The 26,825-nt window shown below is 56.4% G+C and carries 18 protein-coding genes; 10 read left to right on the forward strand and 8 right to left on the reverse strand.

What is annotated here, in order from left to right; genetic code table 11:
• Positions 1–119 precede the first annotated feature (119 nt).
• Positions 120–2,516 carry a glucose/quinate/shikimate family membrane-bound PQQ-dependent dehydrogenase gene (locus CSK29544_RS00670; RefSeq protein WP_029039301.1) on the forward strand — a complete coding sequence of 799 codons (2,397 nt, stop codon included), beginning with the start codon at positions 120–122 and terminating at the stop codon, positions 2,514–2,516.
• A gap of 277 nt (positions 2,517–2,793) precedes the next feature.
• Here the strand turns inward: CSK29544_RS00670 and cueO are convergent, their stop codons facing one another.
• Positions 2,794–4,356: a multicopper oxidase CueO gene (gene cueO, locus CSK29544_RS00675; protein WP_029039302.1), complete on the reverse strand. Its 1,563-nt coding sequence runs from the start codon at positions 4,354–4,356 to the stop codon at positions 2,794–2,796.
• A gap of 730 nt (positions 4,357–5,086) precedes the next feature.
• On the opposite strand from cueO, the gene CSK29544_RS00680 reads away from it, so the two are divergent.
• The 3 genes from CSK29544_RS00680 (at position 5,087) to speD (ending at position 7,218) form a co-directional block, all read left to right on the forward strand.
• Complete coding sequence (locus CSK29544_RS00680; RefSeq protein ID WP_015386992.1) at positions 5,087–5,434, forward strand: YacC family pilotin-like protein; 348 nt, start codon at positions 5,087–5,089, stop codon at positions 5,432–5,434.
• A 123-nt stretch (positions 5,435–5,557) separates the two neighbouring features.
• Positions 5,558–6,409 (forward strand): polyamine aminopropyltransferase, encoded by an 852-nt coding sequence (speE, locus tag CSK29544_RS00685; protein ID WP_007864424.1) that lies wholly within the window; start codon positions 5,558–5,560, stop codon positions 6,407–6,409.
• 14 nt (positions 6,410–6,423) lie between these two features.
• Positions 6,424–7,218: an adenosylmethionine decarboxylase gene (speD, locus tag CSK29544_RS00690; protein ID WP_004387874.1), complete on the forward strand. Its 795-nt coding sequence runs from the start codon at positions 6,424–6,426 to the stop codon at positions 7,216–7,218.
• A gap of 28 nt (positions 7,219–7,246) precedes the next feature.
• Here the strand turns inward: speD and yacL are convergent, their stop codons facing one another.
• Positions 7,247–7,612 carry a protein YacL gene (gene yacL / locus CSK29544_RS00695; protein WP_007707680.1) on the reverse strand — a complete coding sequence of 122 codons (366 nt, stop codon included), beginning with the start codon at positions 7,610–7,612 and terminating at the stop codon, positions 7,247–7,249.
• A 183-nt stretch (positions 7,613–7,795) separates the two neighbouring features.
• Between yacL and CSK29544_RS00700 the strand changes: the two genes are divergently transcribed.
• Positions 7,796–8,176, forward strand: coding sequence for a hypothetical protein (locus CSK29544_RS00700; RefSeq protein WP_004387876.1), 381 nt, complete (start codon positions 7,796–7,798; stop codon positions 8,174–8,176).
• Positions 8,177–8,262: 86 nt separating this feature from the next.
• On the opposite strand, the gene acnB is transcribed toward CSK29544_RS00700, so the two are convergent.
• Positions 8,263–10,860: a bifunctional aconitate hydratase 2/2-methylisocitrate dehydratase gene (gene acnB, locus CSK29544_RS00705; protein ID WP_085959006.1), complete on the reverse strand. Its 2,598-nt coding sequence runs from the start codon at positions 10,858–10,860 to the stop codon at positions 8,263–8,265.
• A gap of 906 nt (positions 10,861–11,766) precedes the next feature.
• Between acnB and CSK29544_RS00710 the strand changes: the two genes are divergently transcribed.
• Complete coding sequence (locus CSK29544_RS00710) at positions 11,767–13,251, forward strand: DUF3300 domain-containing protein (RefSeq protein WP_029039305.1); 1,485 nt, start codon at positions 11,767–11,769, stop codon at positions 13,249–13,251.
• A gap of 13 nt (positions 13,252–13,264) precedes the next feature.
• Positions 13,265–14,059, forward strand: a complete 795-nt coding sequence (locus CSK29544_RS00715; RefSeq protein ID WP_007897130.1) for a DUF2950 family protein — start codon at positions 13,265–13,267, stop codon at positions 14,057–14,059.
• Between the two features lie 55 nt (positions 14,060–14,114).
• Here the strand turns inward: CSK29544_RS00715 and traT are convergent, their stop codons facing one another.
• From traT to pdhR, 5 genes are all read right to left on the reverse strand, one after another.
• On the reverse strand, positions 14,115–14,846 hold the full coding sequence (traT, locus tag CSK29544_RS00720) for a conjugal transfer complement resistance protein TraT (protein ID WP_004388372.1): 732 nt from the start codon (positions 14,844–14,846) through the stop codon (positions 14,115–14,117).
• Between the two features lie 314 nt (positions 14,847–15,160).
• Complete coding sequence (gene lpdA / locus CSK29544_RS00725; RefSeq protein WP_004388373.1) at positions 15,161–16,585, reverse strand: dihydrolipoyl dehydrogenase; 1,425 nt, start codon at positions 16,583–16,585, stop codon at positions 15,161–15,163.
• A gap of 206 nt (positions 16,586–16,791) precedes the next feature.
• Positions 16,792–18,690: a pyruvate dehydrogenase complex dihydrolipoyllysine-residue acetyltransferase gene (aceF, locus tag CSK29544_RS00730; RefSeq protein ID WP_029039306.1), complete on the reverse strand. Its 1,899-nt coding sequence runs from the start codon at positions 18,688–18,690 to the stop codon at positions 16,792–16,794.
• Positions 18,691–18,704: 14 nt separating this feature from the next.
• A complete protein-coding gene (aceE, locus tag CSK29544_RS00735) occupies positions 18,705–21,368 on the reverse strand; it encodes a pyruvate dehydrogenase (acetyl-transferring), homodimeric type (RefSeq protein WP_007897134.1) in 2,664 nt (887 codons plus the stop codon).
• A gap of 255 nt (positions 21,369–21,623) precedes the next feature.
• On the reverse strand, positions 21,624–22,388 hold the full coding sequence (gene pdhR, locus CSK29544_RS00740; protein ID WP_004388376.1) for a pyruvate dehydrogenase complex transcriptional repressor PdhR: 765 nt from the start codon (positions 22,386–22,388) through the stop codon (positions 21,624–21,626).
• 542 nt (positions 22,389–22,930) lie between these two features.
• Here pdhR and aroP point away from each other — a divergent pair.
• The 3 genes from aroP (at position 22,931) to CSK29544_RS00755 (ending at position 26,821) form a co-directional block, all read left to right on the forward strand.
• A complete protein-coding gene (gene aroP, locus CSK29544_RS00745; RefSeq protein WP_029039307.1) occupies positions 22,931–24,301 on the forward strand; it encodes an aromatic amino acid transporter AroP in 1,371 nt (456 codons plus the stop codon).
• A gap of 156 nt (positions 24,302–24,457) precedes the next feature.
• Positions 24,458–25,858, forward strand: coding sequence for a glycoside-pentoside-hexuronide (GPH):cation symporter (locus CSK29544_RS00750; RefSeq protein ID WP_007897137.1), 1,401 nt, complete (start codon positions 24,458–24,460; stop codon positions 25,856–25,858).
• 9 nt (positions 25,859–25,867) lie between these two features.
• Positions 25,868–26,821 (forward strand): glycoside hydrolase family 43 protein, encoded by a 954-nt coding sequence (locus CSK29544_RS00755; protein ID WP_007897138.1) that lies wholly within the window; start codon positions 25,868–25,870, stop codon positions 26,819–26,821.
• Positions 26,822–26,825: the final 4 nt, after the last annotated feature.

Genomic DNA, 26,825 nt, shown 5'->3' on the forward strand with positions numbered 1-26,825 from the left:
GGGCAGTATACCAGTAAAACGCCCGTCCGACAGAAAAGTGCGAAAAGCTCTTTTTGTGATTAAGATCACATATGTTAACAACTATAATAACTTGCTACTTAAAAATTAAGAGTGTGGTTATGGCAGAAACAAAAAAGACACAATCACGACTTCTCGTGATGCTCACAGCCCTGTTCGCAGCATTATCAGGGCTGTATTTATTGGTTGGTGGTATATGGCTGGTTTCAATTGGTGGTTCCTGGTACTACCCCATCGCCGGGGTGGGTATGCTGGCGACCGCCTGGCTGCTGTGGAGACGTAACGCTGCGGCGCTGTGGCTCTACGCTATCATCTTATTAGGCACAATGGCGTGGGGCATCTGGGAAGTCGGCTTCGACTTCTGGGCGCTGACGCCGCGCTGCGACGTCCTGGTGTTCTTCGGCGTATGGCTGATTCTGCCATTCGTCTGGCGTCGCCTCAGCACGCCGTCCCGCGCAGGCGTACCGGCGCTGCTGGTCTCGCTTATCATCACCGCGGGGCTGCTCTTCTGGGCGGGCTTTAACGATCCGCAGGAAATCAACGGCACCCTCAGCGCGGACAGCACCCCTGCCGCCGTGAACGGCAGCCAGAGCATTCCTGACGGCGACTGGCCGGCTTACGGGCGTAACCAGGAAGGCCAGCGTTACTCTCCGCTCAAGCAGATCAACACCGACAACGTTCACAAGCTGAAAGAAGCCTGGGTGTTCCGCACCGGTGACCTGAAGCTGCCGACCGATCCGGGTGAGATCACCAACGAAGTGACGCCGATTAAAGTCGGTGACACCCTGTTCCTCTGCACCGCGCACCAGCATCTTTTCGCCGTTGATGCCGCAACCGGTAAAGAGAAATGGCACTTCGATCCGCAGCTGAATACCAATCCGTCATTCCAGCATGTGACCTGCCGCGGCGTGTCGTATCACGAAGCGACAGCCGCGAACGCCAGCCCGGATGTCGTCGCGGATTGTCCGCGTCGTATTATCCTGCCGGTGAACGACGGTCGTCTGTTTGCGGTGAATGCGGATAACGGCAAGCTGTGTGAAAGCTTCGCCAATAAAGGCATTCTGAACCTGCAGACCAACATGCCGGTCACTACGCCGGGTATGTATGAGCCGACTTCGCCGCCGATCGTTACCGATAAGGTGATTGTGATTGCTGGCGCGGTGACCGATAACTTCTCCACCCGTGAGCCGTCCGGCGTCATCCGTGGTTTTGATATCAACACCGGTAAACTGCTGTGGGCCTTCGATCCGGGTGCGAAAGACCCGAACGCGATCCCGGCTGACGAGCATCATTTCTCGCTGAACTCCCCGAACTCCTGGGCACCGGCGTCTTATGATGCGAAGCTCGACATGGTTTACCTGCCGATGGGCGTAACCACGCCGGATATCTGGGGTGGTAACCGCACGCCGGAGCAGGAGCGCTATGCGAGTTCTATCGTCGCGCTGAATGCGTCCACCGGTAAGCTGGTATGGTCTTATCAGACCGTTCACCACGACCTGTGGGATATGGACCTGCCGGCGCAGCCGACCCTTGCCGACATTACCGTGAAAGGCGAAACCGTTCCGGTCATCTACGCGCCAGCGAAAACCGGTAACATTTTCGTGCTGGATCGCCGCAACGGTAAGCTCGTCGTCCCGGCACCGGAAAAACCGGTTCCGCAGGGTGCCGCGAAAGGCGACTACGTGACGCCGACGCAGCCGTTCTCTGACCTTTCCTTCCGTCCGAAGAAAGATCTGAGCGGCGCGGATATGTGGGGTGCCACGATGTATGACCAGCTGGTCTGCCGCGTGATGTTCCATAGCCTGCGTTACGAAGGCATCTTCACGCCGCCGTCCGAGCAGGGCACGCTGGTGTTCCCGGGTAACCTGGGGATGTTCGAATGGGGCGGCCTGGCCATTGACCCGCACCGTCAGGTGGCGATTGCCAACCCGATGGCGCTGCCGTTCGTATCGAAGCTTATCCCGCGTGGTCCTGGCAACCCGATGGAGCAGCCGAAAGACGCGAAGGGCACCGGTACAGAAGCCGGTATCCAGCCGCAGTACGGCGTGCCGTATGGCGTTACTCTGAACCCGTTCCTCTCTCCGTTTGGTCTGCCGTGTAAGCAGCCGGCATGGGGTTATATCTCCGCGCTGGATCTGAAGACCAACGACGTGGTGTGGAAAAAACGTATCGGTACGCCGCGCGACAGCATGCCGTTCCCGATGCCGTTCCCGGTGCCGTTTAACATGGGTATGCCGATGCTTGGCGGCCCGATCACCACCGGCGGTAACGTGCTGTTTATCGGTGCGACTGCGGATAACTATCTGCGCGCGTACAACGTGACCAACGGCGAGAAGCTGTGGGAAGCCCGCCTGCCGGCTGGCGGCCAGGCGACGCCGATGACCTATGAAGTGAACGGCAAGCAGTATGTCGTGATCTCCGCAGGCGGCCACGGCTCGTTCGGCACCAAAATGGGCGACTATATCGTTGCCTATGCCCTGCCGGATGATGCGAAGTAAAACCGTATCGGAAAGCAAAAAGCCCCTCATCGAGGGGCTTTTTTATGGGCGGGGTTTTATTTGATGATGCCGGGGTGTGTTATGTGGGAGCAGGTGTTTTTGCAGTGTGGTTTATTGGGGGGACAGGTGGGTGCGCTTCGCTTACCCACCCTACACAGCGCTCACCGTAACCCTTTTGTAGGGCGGGTAAGCGCAGCGCATCCGCCGTTTAAATTTCACCGCCCTTACCGCAGGGCGGGTAAGCGCACCCGCCGTTAATACCTCCGCCAAACATCCATCACGCCACCGTAAACCCTAACATCATCCCGGTGTCTTCATGCTCTAACAGATGGCAATGCGCCATATAGGCGTGCTCGGCTGACGCCGCGTAATCAAACCGCACCAACACTTCGCTGCGCGCGCCTTCCACCCACACGGTATCTTTCCATCCAGCGCGTTGCGCGGCGGGCGGCTTGCCGTTCTCGGTCAAAATACGGAACTGCGTACCGTGGATATGGAATGGATGCAACATCATGTCGCCCTCGCCGGAAATGGTCCAGCGCTCATATTTGCCGAGCGCCGCCGCAAACGCGGGCGTGTTCATATCAAACGCTTTGCCGTTAATCTTATTGGCGTTATGGAAATCAAACCCGTGGCCGCCGTGGTTCATGCCGCCATGCGACATTTTCCCGTGCCCCATCTGGCCCATCATCTGCCCGTGCGCATTGCCCGCGAGCGCCTGCTTACCGTAGCGCTTGACCAGTTCGTCCATGCCCATCATATCCAGCATCGGGTCCATCATTAATTGCAGCCAGCGCTCCTGAAGCCCGTCGAGCGAAGGCAGCGGCGGAACCTCCACCAGCTTATCCGGCAGCGTCCCTGAGGCGGGCACCACGATGGGCTGAATACGCACCACCGGCTGCGGTTTATCAAACGGCGCGACCGTCATGCCCATCTGTGTGACCGGCAGCGTCACGATATCGAAAGGCCGTGCGTCGCTGGTATCCACCAGCACTTCAAAACGCTCGCCCATCAGCATCGGCAGTTCGGTCACTTTCATCGGTTCCGCCAGCAGACCGCCGTCGCTGGCGATAACATACAGCGGACGGTTATCGCTCGCGGCAATCTTCAGCGAGCGCGCGTTACAGCCGTTCAGCAGGCGCAGACGCAGCCACCCTTTCGGCGGCGTATGCTGCGGATACACCGCGCCGTTGCACAGCAGCGTATCGCCAAACCAGCCGACGGCGGCGGTCATTACGTCGAGCTGATAATCGACATTGCCGTCGGCGGTAAATTTCTTGTCCTGAATAATCAGCGGCACGTCGTCAACGCCCCAGATTTTGGGCAGCATCAGTTGCAGGCTTTCGGTATCTTCGATAAGCACCAGCCCCGCCAGCCCCATCGCTACCTGATGCCCGTTTTTGCCGTGCTGATGCGGGTGGAACCAGCAGGTCGCGGCGCGCTGCTCAGGCGTGAAGCTTACGCTGCGCGTCTGCCCCGGCGCGATAATGCCCTGCGGCCCGCCGTCCACCGCGCCCGGCACTTTCAGACCGTGCCAGTGCACCGTGGTCTCTTCGGCGAGGTTATTGCGGATATTGATATTGACCGGCGTGCCCTGGCGCAGCTTAATCGCCGGGCCCAGCAGCGAGCCGTTATATCCCCAGGTCGTGGCATTTTTACCGGCAAATGTGGTTTTGCCGGCCTGAACCGTCAGCTGAATGCTGCTGCGGGCGTCCGGCGTCAGCAGCGCGGGGATGGGCAGCGCGGGCTGCTCTGCGGCAAACGCGGCCCGGCTCCATGTCGGCAGCGCGCTGAGCGCCCCCAGCGCGGCGGTGTACTTGATAAACTCTCGGCGTTGCATCTTCCCGTCCTTATCGTCAACGTGCACCCGTTGAGCTTAAACCCTCCCCTTGCGGGAAGGTCAAGTGTGACGGCGAGGGAATTGGATATGAGACTGCCTGTACGGCAGTGAACGAGCCCGGCGCTGCAATGATCTACATCACTCGTTTCTAAGCTGCCTGTACGGCAGTGAACTGGAGCAGAGCAGAAAAACGAGCGCGAATAATTTTCTAAGCTGCCTGTACGGCAGTGAACGACATCTGCTGCGTGTAGTAGCAGCCCTCAGTTTTCTAAGCTGCCTGTACGGCAGTGAACGCCGCGATACTCAATCAGCTCGTTTTCTGGTCTTTCTAAGCTGCCTGTACGGCAGTGAACAAGAGCGAATATTACCGGAATGCCTGAATTAAAAACAAATTTTTGCTTTTAATGCCTGAAACCCTTTTTTATCACCACAACTGCACGCATTAAAAATCAACGCCTTACAAGCGGAGCATAAAAAAGGGTTTAGACGTCCTGGCGCAACGCCCATCACTTTTATCGTTTCATTCGTTCAGTGGTTTGCTCTTCGGTGCGTTAACGTGCGCGATTGCCGTATCGTATAGAGGGATTTTTCTGCTGCTTTCTTATCGATAATGTTCTTACAACATCGCCTGAAACAGGCAGTTATCCGCGCGTTAAAGGCAAGAAATCTCCTCGTCGCGCCTGAACGAAATGTGCTATCGTTGGGTATTGGTTGGCGAGTGGTAGACGTGATGAGAAAAGTAGTCAGGCTAATGTTTCTGGGCTGTCTGTTGGCCTTTTCCACTAACAGTTTTGCGCTCAGTGAATCAGAAGCGGAAGACATGGCCGACCTGACGGCGGTTTTTGTTTTTCTGAAAAATGATTGTGGCTACCAGAACCTGCCGAACGGGCAGATCCGTCGCGCACTGGTCTTTTTCGCCCAGCAGAATCAGTGGGATTTAAGCAATTACGACAGCTTTAATATGAAGGCGCTCGGCGAGGACAGTTACCGCGATCTGAGCGGCATCGCTATTCCTACCGCTAAAAAGTGCAAAGCCCTGGCGCGTGATTCGCTAAGCCTGCTTGCCTACGTGAAGTAATCCCCTCCCCCGCTCCTTTGGTGAAATGGTGACCGTGCATCCACGGTCATAGTTAGCTATGATGTTGCGCCCGTTTTTATGGGGTGTTAACGAAGGAGGAATCAGCCCGTGACCGAGAATCCTATGTGGCACGAAACGCTGCACGATCAGTTTGGTCAATACTTTGCCGTCGACAAAGTGCTCTATCGCGAAAAAACCGATCATCAGGATCTGATTATTTTCGAAAACTCCGCCTTTGGCCGGGTGATGGCGCTGGACGGCGTGGTGCAAACCACCGAACGCGATGAATTTATCTATCACGAAATGATGACGCATGTGCCGCTGCTGGCCCACGGCCACGCGAAGCGCGTGCTGATCATCGGCGGCGGCGATGGCGCGATGCTGCGTGAAGTGACGCGTCATCAGAGCGTGGAATCCATCACGATGGTGGAAATCGACGCCGGCGTGGTGGCGTTTTGCCGCGAGCATCTGCCTAACCACAATGCCGGTAGCTATGACGATCCGCGCTTTACGCTGGTGATTGACGACGGTGTGAATTTCGTCAACCAGACCACCCAGAAATTTGATGTGATTATCTCCGACTGCACCGATCCCATCGGGCCGGGAGAGAGCCTGTTCACGTCGGCGTTTTATGAAGGGTGCAAGCGCTGCCTGAATCCGGGCGGGATTTTCGTCGCGCAGAACGGCGTCTGCTTTCTCCAGCAGGATGAAGCCATCGACAGCCATAAAAAGCTCAGCCACTACTTTGGCGACGTGAGCTTTTATCAGGCGGCGATCCCCACCTATTACGGCGGCATTATGACGTTCGCCTGGGCGACCGATAACGACGCCCTGCGCAAACTCCCGCTCGAAACTTTACAGGCGCGCTTTCACACCGCGGGGCTGAAGTGCCGTTATTACAATCCGGCCATTCATACGGCAGCGTTCGCTCTGCCGCAATATTTGCAAGATGCCCTGGCGTCTCAGGCATCCTAAGGAGGTGATAAAAATTGAAAAAGCTGAAACTGCATGGCTTTAACAACCTGACCAAAAGCCTGAGTTTTTGTATTTACGATATTTGCTACGCCAAAACGGCGGAAGAACGCGATGGCTATATCGCGTATATCGATGAACTCTATAACGCCAACCGTCTTACGGAAATCCTGACGGAAACCTGCTCGATTATCGGCGCCAATATTCTGAATATCGCACGTCAGGACTATGAGCCACAGGGTGCCAGCGTCACGATTCTGGTGAGCGAAGAGCCGGTCGACCCGCAGCTTATCGACAAAACCGAGCACCCCGGCCCGCTGCCGGAAACCGTGGTCGCGCACCTCGACAAGAGCCATATCTGCGTCCACACCTACCCGGAAAGCCACCCGGAAGGCGGCCTGTGTACTTTCCGCGCCGACATTGAAGTGTCAACCTGCGGCGTGATTTCGCCTCTGAAGGCGCTGAATTATTTAATCCATCAGCTTGAGTCCGATATCGTGACTATCGACTACCGCGTGCGCGGCTTTACCCGCGACGTCAACGGTATGAAACACTTTATCGATCATGAGATTAACTCGATACAGAACTTTATGTCAGACGACATTAAATCGCTGTATGACATGATGGATGTGAACGTTTATCAGGAAAATATCTTCCATACCAAAATGTTGCTTAAAGAGTTCGACCTTAAGCACTACATGTTCCACACCCGGCCGGAAGAGTTAACCGAAGAAGAGCGCAAGGTCATTACCGACCAGCTCTGGAAAGAGATGCGTGAAATCTATTACGGACGCAATATCCCGTCCGTATGATCCTGCGCGGCGCACGGAAGCGCCGCCGTTATCCGTATTGCGCCAGAAAATCGCGGTACGCCTGCACCACCTGAAGGAAATCCTCAACGCCGCAGAGCGACAGGCTTTCTTCATCGTAGTAGCTCATTCCTTCTTCCATTTCGTCGCCGGAGAATTCCAGTTGATTGGCGCGCACCATGACTTCTTCGCCATCCAGCCACAGCGTGTATTCATGGCCGGTTTTCTGCCACTGCCGCTCGCTGCCCTTGACGTCGCGCGCCGCCGCTTCGACTTCATCCAGCAGCGCCAGATTGCCTTTCACCTCTTCGTTGAACCAGTGCCCGAGCGCTTCGTGGCCCATTGAGAGACGGACTTTCACCACGCCGGTGATGTCGCGCAAGAATTCATAATCCATGGTGTTTTCCTCTGGCCGGGCGTCGCCTGGCCGCTGCTTTGTTTATCTCTTGTTATTATCGCAGCATGAAACGGAAAGAAAAGCGCAGCCGCCGACGAAACTGACAACACCCTTGTAGACAAGCCGTTGCATGAGCTGTGTTACTCTTGGTTTATCTTAAGTGCTGTTGTATTGAGGTTGCCTGTGAACTTTACTCTTCTGCGCCGCGCGCTGCTGCTCGTCGCGCTGCCGCTCTCCCACGCGTATGCCGGTGAAGCGGTTCGCCTTGAATGCGTTAATCGCGGCAATGTGCTGGTCTCGTTTTTTAAATATCACCTCTCCACGATGAAGTGGAAAGATCACTTCCAGATAGCCTCCGGCATTGAAAAGAGCAAAACCGACAACGGCGTGCCTTATGAAATGATTTCGTTTCGTAACGGCGACGATCTGATCTATTTCCCCGACAAAGAGCGCTATGTGCTGTTTGACGCCGGTAAGCAGAAACCGGAGCGCTGTCAGGTGGAAGGCGAGTTTACTTATCCGGTGGTGAGCCTGCCGCGCTACGACGGCAAAGCGGAGTCGTGAGCCGTTAACCGCAATAAAAAAGGGAAGCCATTGGGCTTCCCTTTTTACTGTCTGTCCCGACGCGAATAACGCCGGGCAGAGGTGCGTTATACCGCCGTCTGGAAAATCACGCCGTCCGCTTTCTCAGTGTACTGATCAAGCTGGTCGAAGTTCAGGTAACGGTAGGTGTCCACGGCGGTTTTATCCACCTGGGACATGAACTGCTGATACTCTTCCGGCGTCGGCAGACGGCCAATCAGCGCCGCGACGGCGGCGAGTTCGGCAGACGCCAGGTAGACGTTCGCGCCGGTACCGAGACGGTTCGGGAAGTTACGGGTCGAGGTGGACACCACCGTCGCGCCGTCCGCCACGCGCGCCTGGTTACCCATGCACAGCGAGCAGCCCGGGATCTCGATACGCGCACCGCTCTTACCAAAGACGCTGTAGTAGCCCTCTTCGGTGAGCTGCGCGGCGTCCATACGGGTCGGCGGCGCCACCCACAGACGGGTCGGCAGCTGGCCTTTATGGGTATCCAGCAGCTTACCGGCCGCACGGAAGTGACCGATGTTGGTCATGCACGAACCGATAAACACTTCGTCAATTTTATCGCCGGTCACGTCAGAGAGCAGACGTGCGTCGTCCGGGTCGTTCGGCGCGCAGAGAATCGGCTCTTTGATCTCGTTGAGATCGATCTCGATCACCGCCGCGTATTCCGCGTCAGCATCCGCTTCCAGCAGTTGCGGATCGGCAAGCCACTTCTCCATGCCCTGAATACGACGCTCCAGCGTACGGCGATCGCCGTAGCCTTCTGCAATCATCCACTTCAGCAACACGATGTTGGAGTTGAGATACTCGATGATCGGTTCTTTGTTGAGCTTGATGGTGCAGCCCGCCGCAGAACGCTCGGCAGAGGCGTCGGTCAGCTCAAACGCCTGCTCCACTTTCAGGTCCGGCAAACCTTCGATTTCCAGGATGCGGCCCGAGAAGATGTTTTTCTTCCCTTTCTTCTCAACGGTCAGCAGGCCCTGCTGAATGGCGTAATACGGGATCGCATGTACCAGATCGCGAAGCGTAATGCCCGGCTGCATCTGGCCCTTAAAGCGCACCAGCACCGATTCCGGCATATCGAGCGGCATCACGCCGGTCGCGGCAGCGAACGCCACCAGGCCAGAGCCCGCCGGGAACGAAATCCCGATCGGGAAACGGGTGTGGGAGTCGCCGCCGGTGCCGACGGTATCCGGCAGCAGCATACGGTTCAGCCAGGAGTGGATCACGCCGTCGCCAGGACGCAGCGACACGCCGCCGCGGTTCATGATGAAGTCCGGCAGCGTGTGATGCGTGGTGACGTCAACCGGCTTCGGATACGCCGCCGTGTGGCAGAAGGACTGCATCACGAGATCGGCGGAGAAGCCGAGGCACGCCAGATCTTTCAGTTCATCACGGGTCATCGGACCGGTGGTGTCCTGAGAACCCACGGAGGTCATTTTCGGCTCGCAATAGGCCCCCGGACGGACACCCGCGACGCCGCAGGCGCGACCGACCATTTTTTGCGCCAGCGAGTAGCCGCGATTGCTTTCAGCCACATCTTTCGCATGACGGAACACGTCGCTGTGCGGCAGGCCCAGTGCTTCACGCGCTTTGGTGGTCAGGCCGCGGCCGATGATCAGCGGAATACGACCGCCCGCGCGTACTTCGTCGATCAGCACGTCGGTTTTCAGTTCAAAATTCGCCAGCAGCTCACCGGTTTCGTGGTGGCGCACTTCACCTTTGAACGGGTAGATGTCAATCACATCGCCCATGTTCAGGTTTGACACATCCACTTCGATCGGCAGCGCGCCCGCATCTTCCATCGTGTTGAAGAAAATCGGCGCGATTTTGCCGCCAAGCACCACGCCGCCGCCGCGTTTGTTCGGCACGTACGGGATGTCGTCGCCCATAAACCACAGCACGGAGTTGGTGGCGGATTTACGCGATGAGCCGGTGCCCACGACGTCGCCAACGTAGGCCAGCGGGAAACCTTTCTGCTGGAGCGCTTCAATCTGTTTGATCGGGCCAACGCTGCCCGGCTGATCCGGCTCAATGCCTTCGCGGGCGTTTTTCAGCATCGCCAGAGCGTGCAGCGGAATATCCGGACGCGACCAAGCATCCGGCGCAGGTGAGAGATCGTCGGTGTTGGTTTCACCGGTCACTTTAAACACGGTGACGGTGATTTTTTCTGCCAGCGCCGGGCGCGACAGGAACCATTCGGCGTCCGCCCAGGACTGCATGATCTGCTTCGCGTAAGCGTTGCCCGCTTTCGCTTTCTCTTCGACATCGTAGAAGTTATCGAACATCAGCAGCGTGTGGGACAGCGCTTTGGCGGCGATCGGTGCCAGTTTGTCGTTATCCAGCGCTTCAATCAGCGGATGAATGTTATAACCGCCCTGCATGGTGCCTAACAGTTCAACGGCTTTTTCAGGGGTGACCAGCGGGGAGGTGGCTTCGCCTTTGGCGACAGCGGCAAGGAAACCTGCTTTTACATAGGCGGCTTCGTCAACGCCAGGGGGTACACGGTTGGTCAGCAGGTCTAACAGAAACTCTTCTTCACCCGCGGGCGGGTTCTTCAGCAGCTCGACGAGTGCGGCCATTTGGGTTGCATCTAAGGGTTTGGCTACAATCCCCTCGGCGGCACGCTCAGCTACGTGCTTACGGTATTCTTCTAGCACGACGGTTCTCCTCGCTCTCATTGTCATAGTGGGAGCCAGGCTTCTCTCTTCACGCTCCTGTGAGACAGCAGTTTGTAGGGTAAATGCCCGGATCCGCGACGGGCAGAATAGCAGGAATTTGGTGGGGTGTTAATCTGTTTACAAAAAAGCAACATTAAATCTTTGCTGAATCGTTAAGCTACGCAGAACACGTTTCAGAAGTGTGTTTTCGGGCACAAAAAAACCGCCGGGTGGCGGTTTCTCTGTTGTGCGCGAGTGGTAGCAGACACCGTTGCACAGATTATATGGCAGGTATAACACAGGGCAAATAGTGACATCAGAAAGACAGGCCCGCAAGCCCGGATGTACGTTTTGCGTACCGCTTTCAGAATTTACATGTAAGTCGCTGCAAACGCCGAAAAGCCCTTTGAGCCTTTTCTCCGGCTCGCTACAGTAGCGCCTGGCCTGCTTCGCTGGGGTAGCAGCCAGTCACCGGGCCCGGAAGCAGTTCCAACAACCTACGTGGCAGGTATAACACACTTGCCTGGTTCTGCCTTTCCCGGTGAAGAGAGGATCAACGTAGCGCCTTCGGGACTACTCGCAATGGAGATGCGTTGGCTTTTTGCGCTCATCGTTGCGCTGGGTTCACTGCTGGCGGCATCACACGGTGGCTGGAATATTTCCGACATCACGGTGCTGCTGGTGTTGAATCTGGGCAATTAAGCTGCTGACCGCCCGCAAGGGCGGTCTTTTACGACTCCCTACCCTGCGCTTCGTTATCAGTTATAATTGCGTAATAAATACTCACACTCTTATTCCGGACTCACGCGTCCCTTTCCCTGTTAAGGTTAAAAAAGGAAAACTCGGGTAGATAATACTCGCGGCAACGTCAGCGCCCGTATGGCGCCATGAGCCCCGGAGTCATCTATGAAGTTGCCTTTAAAGCCACACCTGCTCGCGTTGCTGTGCAGCGCCGGGCTGTTCGGCGCCTCAGGCGTCCTGTTTGTGAAAAGTCAGGTGCCTTCCGCCGCCGAAGCGCCTGTCGCGGCACTACCCACCGCGCCGGTGCCGCCTCAACCCACGCCTGCGCCCGCAACCACACCGACATATTCCGCCGCGCAAATCGACCAGTGGGTCGCGCCCATCGCGCTCTACCCTGATGCGCTGTTGTCGCAGATCCTGATGGCCTCCACTTACCCGATGAATATGGTGCAGGCCGCGCAGTGGTCACAGGACCATCCCACGCTCCAGGGCGACGCCGCCATTCAGGCAGTCGCCGGGCAGCCGTGGGACGCCAGCGTTAAATCCCTGGTGGCGTTTCCGCAATTAATGTCACTGCTGGGGCAGAACCCGCCGTGGATACAAAACCTGGGCGATGCTTTTCTGGCGCAGCCTGATGACGTCATGGCGTCGGTACAGCGCCTGCGCGCGCTGGCTCAACAGACTGGCGCGCTCACCTCTTCGCCACAGCAAAAGGTAACAACCATCACCAGAACCGCGCCGCCAGTCTCACCGGAAAAACCTGCCGCCGCGCCGCGCAGTTCAACCGTTATCGAAATTGAACCGGCGAGCCCCGAGATGGTGTATGTGCCCACCTATAATCCGGCAACCGTGTATGGCACCTGGCAGAACCCGGCGTACCCGCCTGTTTATTTGCCGCCAACGCCCGGCGAGCAGTTCGGCAACAGTTTTGTGAGGGGATTAGGCTACAGTCTTGGTGTCGCCACAACGTATGCGCTTTTCAGCGCCATTGACTGGGATGATGATGATGACCACCACCATCATCATGACGATGACTACCATCATCACGATCGCCACGACGGCGGCTACTGGCACAATGGCGATAACATCAATATTAACGTGAATAACTACAACCGAATAACCGGTGAAAACCGGCGCGGAAACACGATGCCCTGGCACCCCAATCCGGCGTATCGCAACGGTATGGACAATCCCGATACCCGTGTCGTCACACCGCTTCACCGCCCTGCCAGCGCAACAGACCCTATTGCCGACAACCGCGCCTCGCAGCGCCAGGCGGCGGCCGCGCGCTTTCAGCAGGCCACGGGACACAGTGCCACGGTGAATACCCCGCACCAGGCCGCCCGACAGTCGTTGCAGGCGCGCGCCCAGCGTAGCAACTATCGCGGTTACGATATCAAACCCGAAAGCGCACGGCTGGCCAGTCACGCGCATAACGCGTCGGAACGCCCTTTCCATGACGCGACACGACACGCGCCTTATCGCGATCTGCACGCCAGCGCGTTCAGCGGTAACGACAGCCGTTCCGCCCGCTGGCAGGTGCAACAGCAGCGCGGCATCGAAAGCCGGCATCTGGCGGCAACCCACCGCCCGGACACGCCGGTAAGAGAGCGGCACATTGAGCATCGTCAGCATGAACGCCATCACTAAGAAGGAGAAAAAGGTGAAATCGACATTTCTCGCCGCGCTGGCGTTCGGGTTGTCCGCATCGCACGCCTTTGCGCAGGCGCAATTCAGCACGCCGGATCAGGCCGCTGACGCCCTGACGCAGGCAATTTCGACACACGACGAGGCGGCCTTAAATCATCTTCTTGGCGATGCGTGGCGCGAGATTTTGCCACCCGAAGGTGCCGATCCTGAGGAAGTCAGCCGTTTTCTGCGCGACTGGAAAGTAAATCATCATATCGTCCTGCAGGGTGATACGGCGCATCTGCAAGTGGGCGCGCAGGACTGGCAATTGCCCGTTCCTCTCGTCAAACACGCGCAGGGCTGGCAGTTCGACATGCAGGGCGCGGCGGAGGAAATTCTCACCCGCACGATCGGGCGCAACGAACTCGCCGCGATTACCGCACTCCATGCCGGCGTCGATGCTCAGCAGAGCTATTACGCCCTGAATCAGCGTTACGCAGAGAAAATTGTCAGCAGCGAGGGGAAAAAAGATGGCCTCTACTGGCCGGTGAAACCCGGTGAAGCGCCAAGTCCGCTTGGCCCGGCGTTCAGCCCGCAACAGCAGGTTATGGGCTATCACGGCTATCATTTCCGCCTTTTGCCCACTCACGACAACGGCTTTGCGATGTTAGCCTGGCCTGTTAGCTACGGCGAAACGGGCGTAATGAGTTTTATTGTAAAGCTGGACGATCGGGTGCTTCAGGCAAACCTGGGGACGGATACGGCGCAGCGCGCCAGCACTATTGACCCGGCTCATCTCGATAACACGTGGGACCCCGTCGCTCCGTAAGGATTTTACGCAAAAAACCGATGGGCCGTGTACTGACGGCCCATCGTTATGCCGCTTACAGAATGCTGGCGACAGATTTCGCCAGCTGCGCTTCCAGCGCAGGCTTAGCTTCTTCAAATTTCAGGTTAACTTTGTTGGCGCTGGACACCACACGCGTCTGGTATTTCGCACGGTTACCCTGCTCGGTGCTGGTTTGCAGCTTCACGCCGGAGGTGCCCTGACGCAGCGCGGCAATATTATCCGTCGTCACTGTCGCTTTGCTGCGCTCGGAAATTTGCAGGTCGGTGACCATTGTATAGTTCACATCTTCGACCATCGCATCAGCCGCCATGCCGATAAGCCCCGCCGCCAGGCCAACGCCTAACGCCGCGCCGGAAGAATTGCTGTTGTACGCGGTGATGCCCGCACCCAGCGCGGCACCCGCGACGGCGCCTTCATAACCGGTTTTCAGGTAGCCCTGCGCTTCACGCAGATCCATTTTGTCGGCTTTCAGGACGTTCGCCTGGATCCAGTAGTAGGCAGAGTCAGGCGAGCTGGTGACTTTGTACCCTTTGGCGGAGAGATCGTTCGCCAGCAGGGTTTGCAGGTTACTCATGTCTTTGTCTGACGTGTTTTTCACCTGGATATACACGGTTTTCTCAGAAGACGGCTCAAGCCAGATGGTCTGGCTCATCTGGGTTTTCACCTCAAGATTGCGTTTCTTGATAGCGGTGGTCATTGCCCCGCAGCCAGTGAGGGTAAACGCGGCTAATACCAGGCTAACGACAGCCAGTTTTTTTACAGACATACCTTTTCCTTTTTTATTGAAAGTCACCCGAGTGAAAAAAAGAGACACGCCGTTGACAGCAAGACGCCGTCACCGTGTTGAGATGAGCAAAGCAAAGCGGGGATGAATACGTTCCTTGTCCACACAGTCCTGAGCATCCAGAGCGTGCCGTCGGCGGCAAAAACGCCTTTATTACGTTGTTATCGGCGATACAAGGAAGAAGATTAGCGAAAATTTCCTACCAGATTAGGTAGTTAAAGAATAAGGGAAGACGCACTGCTGAATAACAGCCATAAAAAACGCCTCCGAAGAGGCGTTTATTTTTGCGAGAAAACTTACTTTTTCTTCGCTTTCGGGTTCGGCAGGTCGGTAATGCTGCCTTCGAACACTTCTGCCGCCAGACCTACGGACTCGTGCAGGGTCGGGTGCGCGTGGATGGTGAGCGCGATATCTTCCGCGTCACAACCCATTTCGATAGCCAGACCGATTTCACCCAGCAGCTCGCCGCCGTTGGTGCCGACAATCGCGCCGCCGATGACACGGTGGGTTTCTTTGTCGAAAATCAGTTTGGTCATGCCGTCTGCGCAATCGGAAGCGATAGCACGGCCAGAGGCTGCCCACGGGAAGGTGGCAGTTTCGTAGCTGATGCCTTTCTCTTTCGCTTCTTTCTCGGTCAGACCCACCCATGCCACTTCCGGCTCGGTGTAAGCGATAGACGGGATAACTTTCGGGTCGAAGTAGTGTTTCATGCCCGCGATAACTTCAGCGGCAACGTGACCTTCGTGAACGCCTTTGTGCGCCAGCATCGGCTGACCGACGATATCGCCGATCGCATAGATGTGCGGCACGTTGGTGCGCATTTGTTTGTCAACGCGGATAAAGCCACGGTCGTCCACTTCCACGCCCGCTTTGCCTGCATCCAGGTTTTTGCCGTTCGGCACACGGCCGATAGCTACCAGCACCGCGTCGTAACGCTGCGCTTCCGCCGGCGCTTTTTTGCCTTCCATGGAAACGTAAATACCGTCTTCTTTCGCTTCAACGGCAGTCACTTTGGTTTCCAGCATCAGGTTGAATTTCTTGCTGATGCGTTTGGTGAAGACTTTCACTACGTCTTTGTCGGCAGCCGGGATAACCTGGTCGAACATTTCAACCACGTCGATCTCTGAACCCAGCGCGTGGTAAACGGTACCCATCTCCAGACCGATGATACCGCCGCCCATAACCAGCATACGCTTCGGCACTTCTTTCAGTTCCAGTGCGTCGGTGGAATCCCATACGCGCGGATCTTCATGCGGAATAAACGGCAGCTGAATCGGACGAGAACCCGCCGCGATGATCGCGTTGTCGAAGTTAATCACGGTTTTGCCGTTCTCGCCTTCCACTTCCAGGGTGTTCGCGCCGGTGAATTTACCCAGGCCGTTCACCACTTTCACTTTACGGCCTTTGGCCATACCAGACAGACCGCCGGTCAGCTGATTGATGACTTTTTCTTTCCAGGTGCGGATTTTATCAATGTCGGTTTTCGGCTCGCCGAAAACGATGCCGTGCTCGGCAAGCGCTTTGGCTTCTTCGATAACTTTCGCTACGTGCAGCAGCGCTTTAGAAGGGATACAGCCTACGTTCAGGCAAACACCGCCCAGGGTGCTGTAACGCTCGACGATTACGGTTTCCAGACCTAAGTCAGCGCAACGGAAGGCTGCAGAGTAACCTGCCGGGCCTGCCCCAAGTACCACGACCTGAGTTTTGATTTCAGTACTCATCATGACCTCTTTGTAATTTTCCGGCGGGTCTGACGCTTAAGTTTTAACGCCCATCATCCACCGGGACGTTCTATCCGCTCGCATTTTACAAAACTGTTAACAATTTTGAAACAACAAACGGCAGACGAATCCTTTTGGCACCTGATAATTTCGCACAGTCAGGCGGAATTACCAGAAAAAAGCCGGCCGTCAGGCCGGCTTTTCGCTTACATCACCAGGCGGCGAATGTCCGACAGGGTGTTGTTGATGATGGTGATGAAACGCGCACCATCAGCACCGTCGATCACGCGGTGGTCGAAGGACAGAGAGATCGGCAGCATCAGGCGCGGCACGAACTCTTTACCATTCCACACCGGCTCCATCGCAGACTTGGAGACGCCGAGGATAGCCACTTCCGGCGCGTTCACGATCGGCGCGAAGTGGGTGGTGCCCAGGCCGCCGATGCTGGAGATGGTGAAGCAGCCGCCCTGCATTTCGCCGGCGGTCAACTTGCCATCGCGCGCTTTTTTGGAGATGGTCATCAGCTCGCGAGAAAGCTCGATGATGCCTTTCTTGTTCACATCTTTGAACACCGGTACAACCAGGCCGTTCGGGGTATCCACCGCCACGCCGATGTTGATGTATTTTTTCAGCGTCAGACGCTGACCGTCTTCAGACAGCGAGCTGTTAAAGCGCGGCATCTGCTCAAGGGCAGCGGCAACGGCTTTCATGATGAAGACAACCGGGGTGATCTTCACATCCAGCTTACGCTTCTCAGCTTCGGCGTTCTGCTGCTTACGGAACGCTTCCAGATCGGTGATATCGGTTTTGTCGAAGTGCGTAACGTGCGGGATCATCACCCAGTTACGGCTCAGGTTCGCGCCAGAGATTTTCTGGATACGGCCCAGTTCCACTTCTTCCACTTCACCAAACTTGCTGAAGTCCACTTTCGGCCACGGCAGCAGGCCCGGCAGAGAACCACCGGTCGCGCCAGCGGCAGGTGCGGATTCGGCACGTTTAACCGCGTCTTTCACGTAAGCCTGAACGTCTTCGCGCAGGATGCGGCCTTTACGACCGGTGCCTTTCACTTTCGCGAGGTTCACGCCGAATTCGCGCGCCAGGCGGCGGATCAGCGGCGTCGCGTGGACGTAAGCGTCGTTTTCAGCAAATTCAGATTTGCCTTCGGCTTTCGCCGGAGCCGCAGCCGGTTTGTCAGCTTTCGCCGCCGGAGCCGGAGCCGCCGCTTCCTGTTTCGCCGCCGGAGCCACCGCAGGCGCTGCGCCTTCTACTTCGAAGACCATGATAAGCGACCCGGTGGAGACTTTATCGCCCACGTTCACCTTCAGCTCTTTCACGGTACCTGCGAACGGTGCCGGAACTTCCATAGAGGCTTTGTCGCCTTCTACGGTGATAAGAGACTGTTCAGCGGTGACTTTGTCGCCCACTTTCACCAGCACTTCGGTCACTTCGACTTCATCGCCGCCGATATCCGGCACGTTGACGTCTTTCGCGCCAGCGGCTGCCGCCGGTGCAGATGCCGCCTGCTCGGTAACCTGCGGTTTGGCTTCAGCCGCAGACGCAGCGCCCGCCACTTCGAAGACCATGATCAGGGAGCCAGTGGAAACTTTGTCGCCGGTGTTGATTTTGATCTCTTTCACGGTGCCCGCGAACGGTGCCGGCACTTCCATAGAGGCTTTGTCGCCTTCTACGGTGATAAGAGACTGCTCGGCTTCAACTTTGTCGCCGACTTTCACCAGGATCTCGGTGACTTCGACTTCGTCGCCGCCGATGTCCGGTACGTTAACGTCTTTTGCTGCCGCGGCTGCCGGTGCTGCTGCCGGAGCGGCTTCTTTCTTCTCTTCAGCCTTCGCAGGTGCAGCGGCTGCTGCACCTTCGGCGGAATCGAAAATCATGATCAGTTTGCCGGTTTCGACTTTGTCGCCCACGGACACTTTGATCTCTTTGACCACGCCCGCCTGCGGAGACGGGACTTCCATAGAGGCTTTGTCGCCTTCTACGGTGATAAGCGACTGTTCAGCTTCAACCTTGTCGCCCACTTTGACCAGGATCTCGGTGACTTCAACTTCGTCCGCCCCGATGTCCGGTACATTGATTTCGATAGCCATTCTTTCTTTACCTCTTATGCCAGACGCGGGTTGACTTTCTCTGCATCGATATTGAATTTGGTGATAGCGTCAGCCACCACTTTCTTATCGATTTCACCACGTTTAGCCAGTTCGCCCAGCGCAGCGACAACCACGTAAGAAGCGTCAACTTCGAAGTGGTGGCGCAGGTTTTCGCGGCTGTCAGAGCGGCCAAAGCCGTCGGTGCCCAGTACGCGATAATCATCAGCCGGTACATAAGTACGAACCTGCTCGGCGAACAGTTTCATGTAGTCGGTGGAAGCGACCGCCGGTGCGTCGTTCATCACCTGAGCGATGTACGGTACACGCGGCGTTTCCAGCGGGTGCAGCATGTTCCAGCGCTCGCAGTCCTGGCCGTCGCGCGCCAGTTCGGTGAAGGAGGTCACGCTGTAGACATCGGAGCCTACGCCGTACTCTTTCGCCAGAATCTCTGCCGCTTCACGGACGTGACGCAGGATAGAGCCGGAGCCCAGCAGCTGAACTTTACCTTTGCTACCTTCGAGGGTTTCGAGTTTGTAGATACCTTTGCGGATACCTTCCTCGGCACCTTCCGGCATCGCCGGCATGTGGTAGTTTTCGTTCAGCGTGGTGATGTAGTAGTAGACGTTTTCCTGCGCTTCGCCGTACATACGCTGCAGACCATCATGCATGATGACAGCGACTTCATAAGCGTAAGCCGGATCGTAGGAGATACAGTTCGGGATAGTCAGCGACTGAATGTGGCTGTGACCATCTTCGTGCTGCAGACCTTCGCCGTTAAGCGTGGTACGACCGGAAGTACCGCCGATCAGGAAGCCGCGCGCCTGCTGGTCACCTGCTGCCCAGCACAGGTCGCCGATACGCTGGAACCCGAACATGGAGTAGTAGATGTAGAACGGGATCATCGGCAGGTTGTTGGTGCTGTAAGAGGTCGCAGCGGCAAGCCAGGAAGAACCTGCGCCCAGCTCGTTGATCCCTTCCTGCAGAATCTGGCCTTTCTCGTCTTCTTTGTAGTACGCCACCTGCTCACGGTCCTGCGGGGTGTACTGCTGGCCGTTCGGGCTGTAGATACCAATCTGACGGAACAGACCTTCCATACCGAAGGTACGGGCTTCGTCCGCGATGATAGGAACCAGACGGTCTTTGATAGACGGGTTTTTCAGCATCACGTTCAGGGCGCGTACGAAAGCGATGGTGGTGGAGATCTCTTTGCTCTGCTCATCCAGCAGGGAGCGGAAATCTTCCAGCGCCGGCAGCTCCAGCTTCTCGGTGAAGTTCGGCTGACGAGACGGCAGGTAACCGTGCAGCGCCTGACGGCGTTCATGCAGGTACTTGTACTCTTCAGAGCCTTCCGGGAAGGTGATGTACGGCAGTTTTTCCAGGTCTTCGTCGGCCACCGGCACGCTGAAACGATCGCGGACGTAGCGAACGCCGTCCATGTTCATTTTCTTCACCTGGTGAGCGATGTTCTTACCTTCGGCGGTGTCGCCCATGCCGTAACCTTTAATGGTGTGAGCAAGGATAACGGTCGCTTTGCCTTTGGTTTCTTTCGCTTTTTTGAATGCAGCGTAGATTTTCTTCGGATCGTGGCCGCCACGGTTCAGCGCCCAAATCTCATCGTCAGACCAGTCTGCAACCAGCGCTGCGGTCTCCGGGTATTTACCGAAGAAGTGCTCACGCACGTACGCGCCGTTTTTGGATTTGAAGGTCTGGTAGTCGCCGTCAACGGTTTCGTTCATCAGCTGAACCAGTTTGCCGCTGGTGTCTTTACGCAGCAGCTCGTCCCAACGGGAACCCCACATCACCTTGATAACGTTCCAGCCAGCGCCTTCGAAGATGCCTTCCAGTTCGTTGATGATTTTGCCGTTACCGGTGACCGGGCCGTCCAGACGCTGCAGGTTGCAGTTGATGACGAAGACCAGGTTGTCCAGTTTTTCGCGGGTCGCGATGGTGATGGCGCCTTTAGATTCCGGCTCATCCATCTCACCGTCGCCGAGGAACGCGTAAACGGTCTGCTCAGAGGTATCTTTCAGGCCGCGGTGTTCCAGATATTTCAGGAACTTCGCCTGGTAGATAGCGCCGATCGGGCCAAGGCCCATCGATACGGTCGGGAACTGCCAGAATTCCGGCATCAGTTTCGGGTGCGGGTAAGAGGACAGACCGTTGCCGTGAACTTCCTGACGGAAGTTGTTCATCTGCTCTTCGGTCAGGCGGCCTTCAAGGAACGCACGCGCGTAAACGCCCGGAGAGATGTGGCCCTGGAAGTACACCAGGTCGCCGCCGTCTTTGTCGTTGCGCGCACGGAAGAAGTGGTTAAAGCACACTTCGTAGACGGTCGCGGAAGACTGGAAGGACGCCATGTGGCCGCCGAGCTCGAGGTCTTTTTTGGACGCACGCAGCACGGTCATAATGGCGTTCCAGCGGATAGCAGAACGAATACGGCGCTCCAGTTCCAGATTACCCGGGTATTCCGGCTCTTCTTCAACGGGGATGGTATTGATGTACTGACGGGCGGCACTGCCCGCCGCTACGTTCACGCCGCCTTTACGGGCTTCGGAAAGCAGCTGATCGATCAGATACTGAGCACGCTCAACACCTTCTTCACGGATTACCGATTCGATCGCCTGTAGCCAGTCGCGAGTTTCGATCGGATCCACGTCATTTTGTAAACGTTCTGACATGGGGGTATTCCTTATCATCTATCTAATACGTTGATTTATCTGGAACCTGTCCCATTGCACTCTGTGCTCTTACAGCGTCCGGCTGCGTCTGTAGCGGCTGTGCGCCCCCTTTCTTTTCAAGGGCTTCATCTTGCCGCCGCGATGCAACCTGAACTACGGGCACTTAACAAAGCGCAATAAGACAGGTTCTGGGTTTAGTTGCCGCGCTTCAATGGCGCTTTTGGTACAAATCTTCCGGCACAAACCGGAAAAACATTAATTCTTACGTTGCTCCAGACGACGCAGCGAGCGGTCACGACGGCTCTGCTCACGGCTGCGGTCCAGCAAAATTTCTTCAATGAACGCCAGGTGACGATGCGAGGCTTCCCGCGCCTGCTCCGGCTCCCGCGCCATAATCGCCTCGTAAATCCGGGTGCGATGGCCGCTGACCAGCGGCAGCATTTCACGTCGCGCGTAGAGCAATTCGAAGTTCTGACGGACGTTTTGCGCCAGCATCGGCTCCATGCAGCGTAGCAGATGAAGCAGCACTACATTATGCGCGGCTTCCGTGACCGCTATCTGATACTGCACCACCGCGTTTGATTCTGCGTCCAGATCGCCGGACTCCTGAGCGCGCTCAATAGCCTGATGACATTCGCTCATCCGCGCTCTGTCTTCGTCGGTGCTGCGCAGCGCCGCGTAGTACGCAGCGATGCCTTCCAGCGCGTGACGCGTCTCAAGAAGATCAAACTGGGATTCGGGGTGGTCAGAGAGGAGTTCTACCAGCGGGTCGCTGAAGCTTTGCCAGAGCGTACTCTGAACAAAAGTACCGCCGCCCTGGCGACGAAGCAGCAGGCCCTTCGCTTCGAGACGCTGAATCGCCTCTCGCAGGGAGGGTCGGGAAACGTCGAACTGTTTAGCCAGCTCGCGCTCAGGAGGCAGTTTTTCGCCGGGACGCAGCGTCCCTTCGAGGATCAAAAACTCCAGTTGCTGCTCAATCACATCGGAAAGTTTTGGTTGGCGGATTTTGCTGTAGGCCATTATTCCCTGTCTCTGCCATTCGCCCGGAGTCAATTGGTATGACCAATTTAACGTTCGTGTTGGTAAAGTAACAAAGTATTCACCTTCTGTCCATCCTGGTTTTGATTGAAATCAGGAAAGCCCGCATATTTTAACAATGATAAAGAAATAACGTTTCAGAAATGTAACTCCGCGCAAATGAACCCGTTACCTCAAAAGCGGTAGTTTTAACTCAAATGAAACGTAAAGGCGTGCAACCTGAACCGTTTCATTAGTTTAAAATATGAATATCTATTCAATATCTGCGCTTAAGATGAATACGCGCGCCCGTCCGTGAAATAACCGCAGCGATTTACAAATGGTTTCTTTTTATTCACTCCGCGAGTGCCCGCTGAGAAAGCAGGTGCATTTGGCAGCGCTTATCACTATTCTTGGCGCTGCGGTAGTCGTTATTAGAAATTTCATCCTTATTGGCTGTAAAGAAAAGACTACACACAGCGACATAACAACATTACAGCAGCGCCACGCTGCGGATTAAAAATAACCACAAACGAGGTTTTATGATGGAAGGTCAACAGCACGGCGACACGCTGAAGCGCGGCCTCAAAAACCGCCATATTCAGCTTATCGCGCTGGGTGGTGCTATTGGTACGGGCCTGTTTCTGGGCAGCGCCTCTGTAATCCAGTCCGCAGGGCCGGGGATTATTCTCGGTTACGCCATCGCGGGGTTTATTGCCTTTCTGATCATGCGCCAGCTTGGCGAAATGGTCGTGGAAGAACCGGTGGCAGGCTCTTTTAGCCATTTTGCCTATAAATATTGGGGCGGTTTCGCAGGCTTCGCGTCCGGCTGGAACTACTGGGTGCTGTATGTGCTGGTGGCGATGGCGGAGCTGACCGCAGTCGGTAAATATATCCAGTTCTGGTGGCCGGAGATCCCGACCTGGGCCTCTGCCGCCGTCTTCTTTGTGGTTATCAACGCCATCAACCTGACCAACGTAAAAGTATTCGGCGAGATGGAGTTCTGGTTCGCCATTATTAAAGTTATCGCGGTCGTCGCGATGATCCTGTTCGGCGCCTGGCTGCTCTTTAGCGGCACCGCAGGCCCGCAGGCCACGGTGCGCAACCTGTGGGAACATGGCGGCTTCCTGCCGCATGGCGTCTCGGGGCTGGTCATGATGATGGCGATTATCATGTTCTCGTTCGGCGGCCTGGAGCTGGTCGGCATTACGGCGGCGGAAGCCGACGAGCCGGAAAAAAGCATTCCGAAAGCCACCAACCAGGTTATCTATCGCATTCTTATCTTTTATGTAGGTTCGCTGGCGGTGCTGCTCTCTCTGCTGCCGTGGACGCGTATCACGGCCGATACCAGCCCGTTTGTTCTGATTTTCCATGAGCTGGGCGACTCTCTCGTGGCGAACGCGCTCAACATCGTGGTGCTGACTGCGGCGCTCTCCGTCTATAACAGCTGCGTTTACTGCAACAGCCGTATGCTGTTCGGTCTCGCCAGACAAGGCAACGCCCCGAAAGCGCTGCAAAAAGTCGACAAGCGCGGCGTGCCGGTCAACACCATTCTGGTCTCCGCCGCCTTTACCGCGCTGTGCGTGCTGATTAACTACCTGGCCCCGCAGGAAGCCTTTGGCCTGCTGATGGCGCTGGTGGTTTCCGCGCTGGTGATTAACTGGGCGATGATTAGCCTTGCCCATATGCGTTTTCGCCGCGCCAAACAGCAACAGGGGGTGACGCCGCGCTTCCCGGCGCTCTTCTACCCGCTCGGCAACTGGCTATGCCTGCTCTTTATGGCTGCGGTGCTGGTCATTATGCTGATGACGCCGGGTATGGCGATCTCCGTGTGGCTGATCCCGGTATGGCTGCTTATCCTGGCTATCGGTTACTTCATTAAAGAGAAAAAAGCGAAAGCGGCGCACGCCCGCTAAGCTATCAAACCCTCACTCGTCCGGGTGAGGGTTGTTACCTTCCTCACAAATTCCTTCGCACAACACGATTATCCATCTCTGCGACTTATTACTGCTGCGCAGTTTTGCTTAGGCCGAATGATACTTCCGTCCATATCATTCACCGGAGATGTGTCGATGGAAAACAGCAGACTCTCTGTCAAAGAAAAAATAGGCTACGGAATGGGTGACGCTGGCTGCAATATTATCTTTGGCGCCATCATGTTGTTTGTTAATTACTTCTATACCGATATTTTTGGCCTGGCCCCGGCGCTGGTTGGCGTATTGCTTCTGTCGATTCGCGTCATTGACGCAGTGACCGACCCGATTATGGGTGCCATCGCCGACCGCACCCGCAGCCGCTTCGGGCGTTTTCGTCCATGGCTACTGTGGATAGCGTTCCCCTACGCGTTATTCAGCGTGCTGATGTTTACCACGCCGGACTGGAGCTACAGCAGCAAAGTTGTCTATGCCTTTGTGACCTACTTCCTGCTTTCCATTACCTACACCGCCATCAACATTCCCTACTGTTCGCTTGGCAGCGTGATAACCAATGACCCGAAAGAGCGTGTCGCCTGTCAGTCTTATCGCTTTGTGATGGTGGGTATCGCCACGCTGCTGCTCTCCCTGACGCTGCTGCCGATGGTGGATTACTTCGGCGGCGGGGACAAAGCCAAAGGCTATCAAATCGCCATGACCATTCTGGCGTTGATCGGCATGTGCATGTTCCTGTTCAGTTTCGCCACGGTGCGCGAGCGCATCCGCCCGGCGGTACCGACCAATGACGACTTAAAAGCCGATCTGAAAGATGTCTGGAAAAACGACCAGTGGGTGCGCATTCTGCTGCTGACCATCTGCAACGTCTGCCCGGGCTTTATCCGCATGGCGGCGACCATGTATTACGTCACCTGGGTTATGCAGCAGAGCACCAGTTTCGCCACGATGTTTATCAGCCTCGGCGTGATCGGCATGATGATTGGCAGCACGCTTGCCAAAGTGCTGACCGACCGCTGGTGCAAGCTGAAAGTCTTCTTCTGGACCAACATCGTGCTGGCGATTTTCTCCAGCGGTTTCTACTTCCTGAATCCGCACGCCACCGTACTGATTGTGGTGATGTATTTCCTGCTGAACGTGCTGCATCAGATCCCATCGCCGCTGCACTGGTCGCTGATGGCGGACGTGGATGATTATGGCGAATGGAAAACCGGCAAGCGCATCACCGGCATTAGCTTCTCTGGCAACCTCTTTTTCCTGAAATTAGGGCTGGCGATTGCTGGCGCGCTGGTAGGCTTTCTGCTCTCCTGGTATGGCTATGACGCGGGTGCCAAAGCCCAGAGCGCCACAGCGCTTAACGGCATCCTCATGCTCTTTACCGTGATCCCGGGCGTCGGGTATCTGATTACCGCGGGCGTTGTTCGCCTGCTGAAAGTGGACCGTGAACTGATGGCGCGTATTCAGAGCGACCTCGAAAAACGCCGCGAAAACTACCGCGAGCTGTCTGAATACCCGCAGACTAAACCTGTGGAAGCAAAACCGTAAGGAGCGATGATGAATACTTCACCCTGGCCAAACCCGCTGATTGAGCAGCGCGCTGACCCATTTATTCTGCGCCATCAGGGCCAGTACTACTTTATCGCCTCTGTGCCGGAGTATGACCGGCTGGAAATTCGCCGCGCGCCGTCGATTGAATCACTGCGCCAGGCGCAACCGGTGGTGGTCTGGCGTAAGCCGGATACCGGGCCGATGAGCGAGCTCATCTGGGCACCGGAGCTGCATTACATCAATGGCAAATGGTACATCTACTTCGCCGCGGCCCCGACACGCGCGCTGAAAGACAATATGTTTCAGCACCGGATGTACGTGCTGGAATGTGCAGACAGCGACCCGCTGACCGGCACCTGGACGGATAAAGGCCAGATTCAGACGCCTTACGATACCTTCTCACTGGACGCCACGACCTTCGAACATCAGGGCAAGCTCTGGTATCTGTGGGCGCAAAAAGCACCGACTATTCCGGGTAACTCTAATTTGTATCTGTGTGAGATGGAAAATCCGTGGACGCTGAAAGGCGAGCCGGTGATGCTGAGCAAGCCTGAGCTGGAGTGGGAGTGCCGCGGCTTTTTGGTCAACGAAGGCCCTGCGGTGGTGAAACACGGCGAACGCCTGTTCGTGACTTACTCTGCGAGCGCCACCGACGAAAACTACTGCATGGGGCTGCTCTGGATAGATCAGGCGGCGGATTTACGTGACTCGCGTAACTGGCATAAATCGCCGCAGCCCGTTTTCACCACCAGTTATGAAAACCGGCAGTACGGACCGGGCCACAACAGCTTCACCACGACACCGGATGGTCAGGACGTGCTGGTCTACCATGCGCGCAACTATACGGAAATCGAAGGCGATCCGCTCTGGGACCCGAACCGCCATACCCGCGTGAAGCTGGTCACCTGGGATGACGACGGCATGCCGCAGTTTGGCACTCCGCCCGCCGATCACCCCTGAGGTA

Origin of the sequence: Cronobacter sakazakii (genome assembly GCF_000982825.1) — a bacterium.
Taxonomy (GTDB): Bacteria; Pseudomonadota; Gammaproteobacteria; order Enterobacterales; family Enterobacteriaceae; genus Cronobacter; species Cronobacter sakazakii.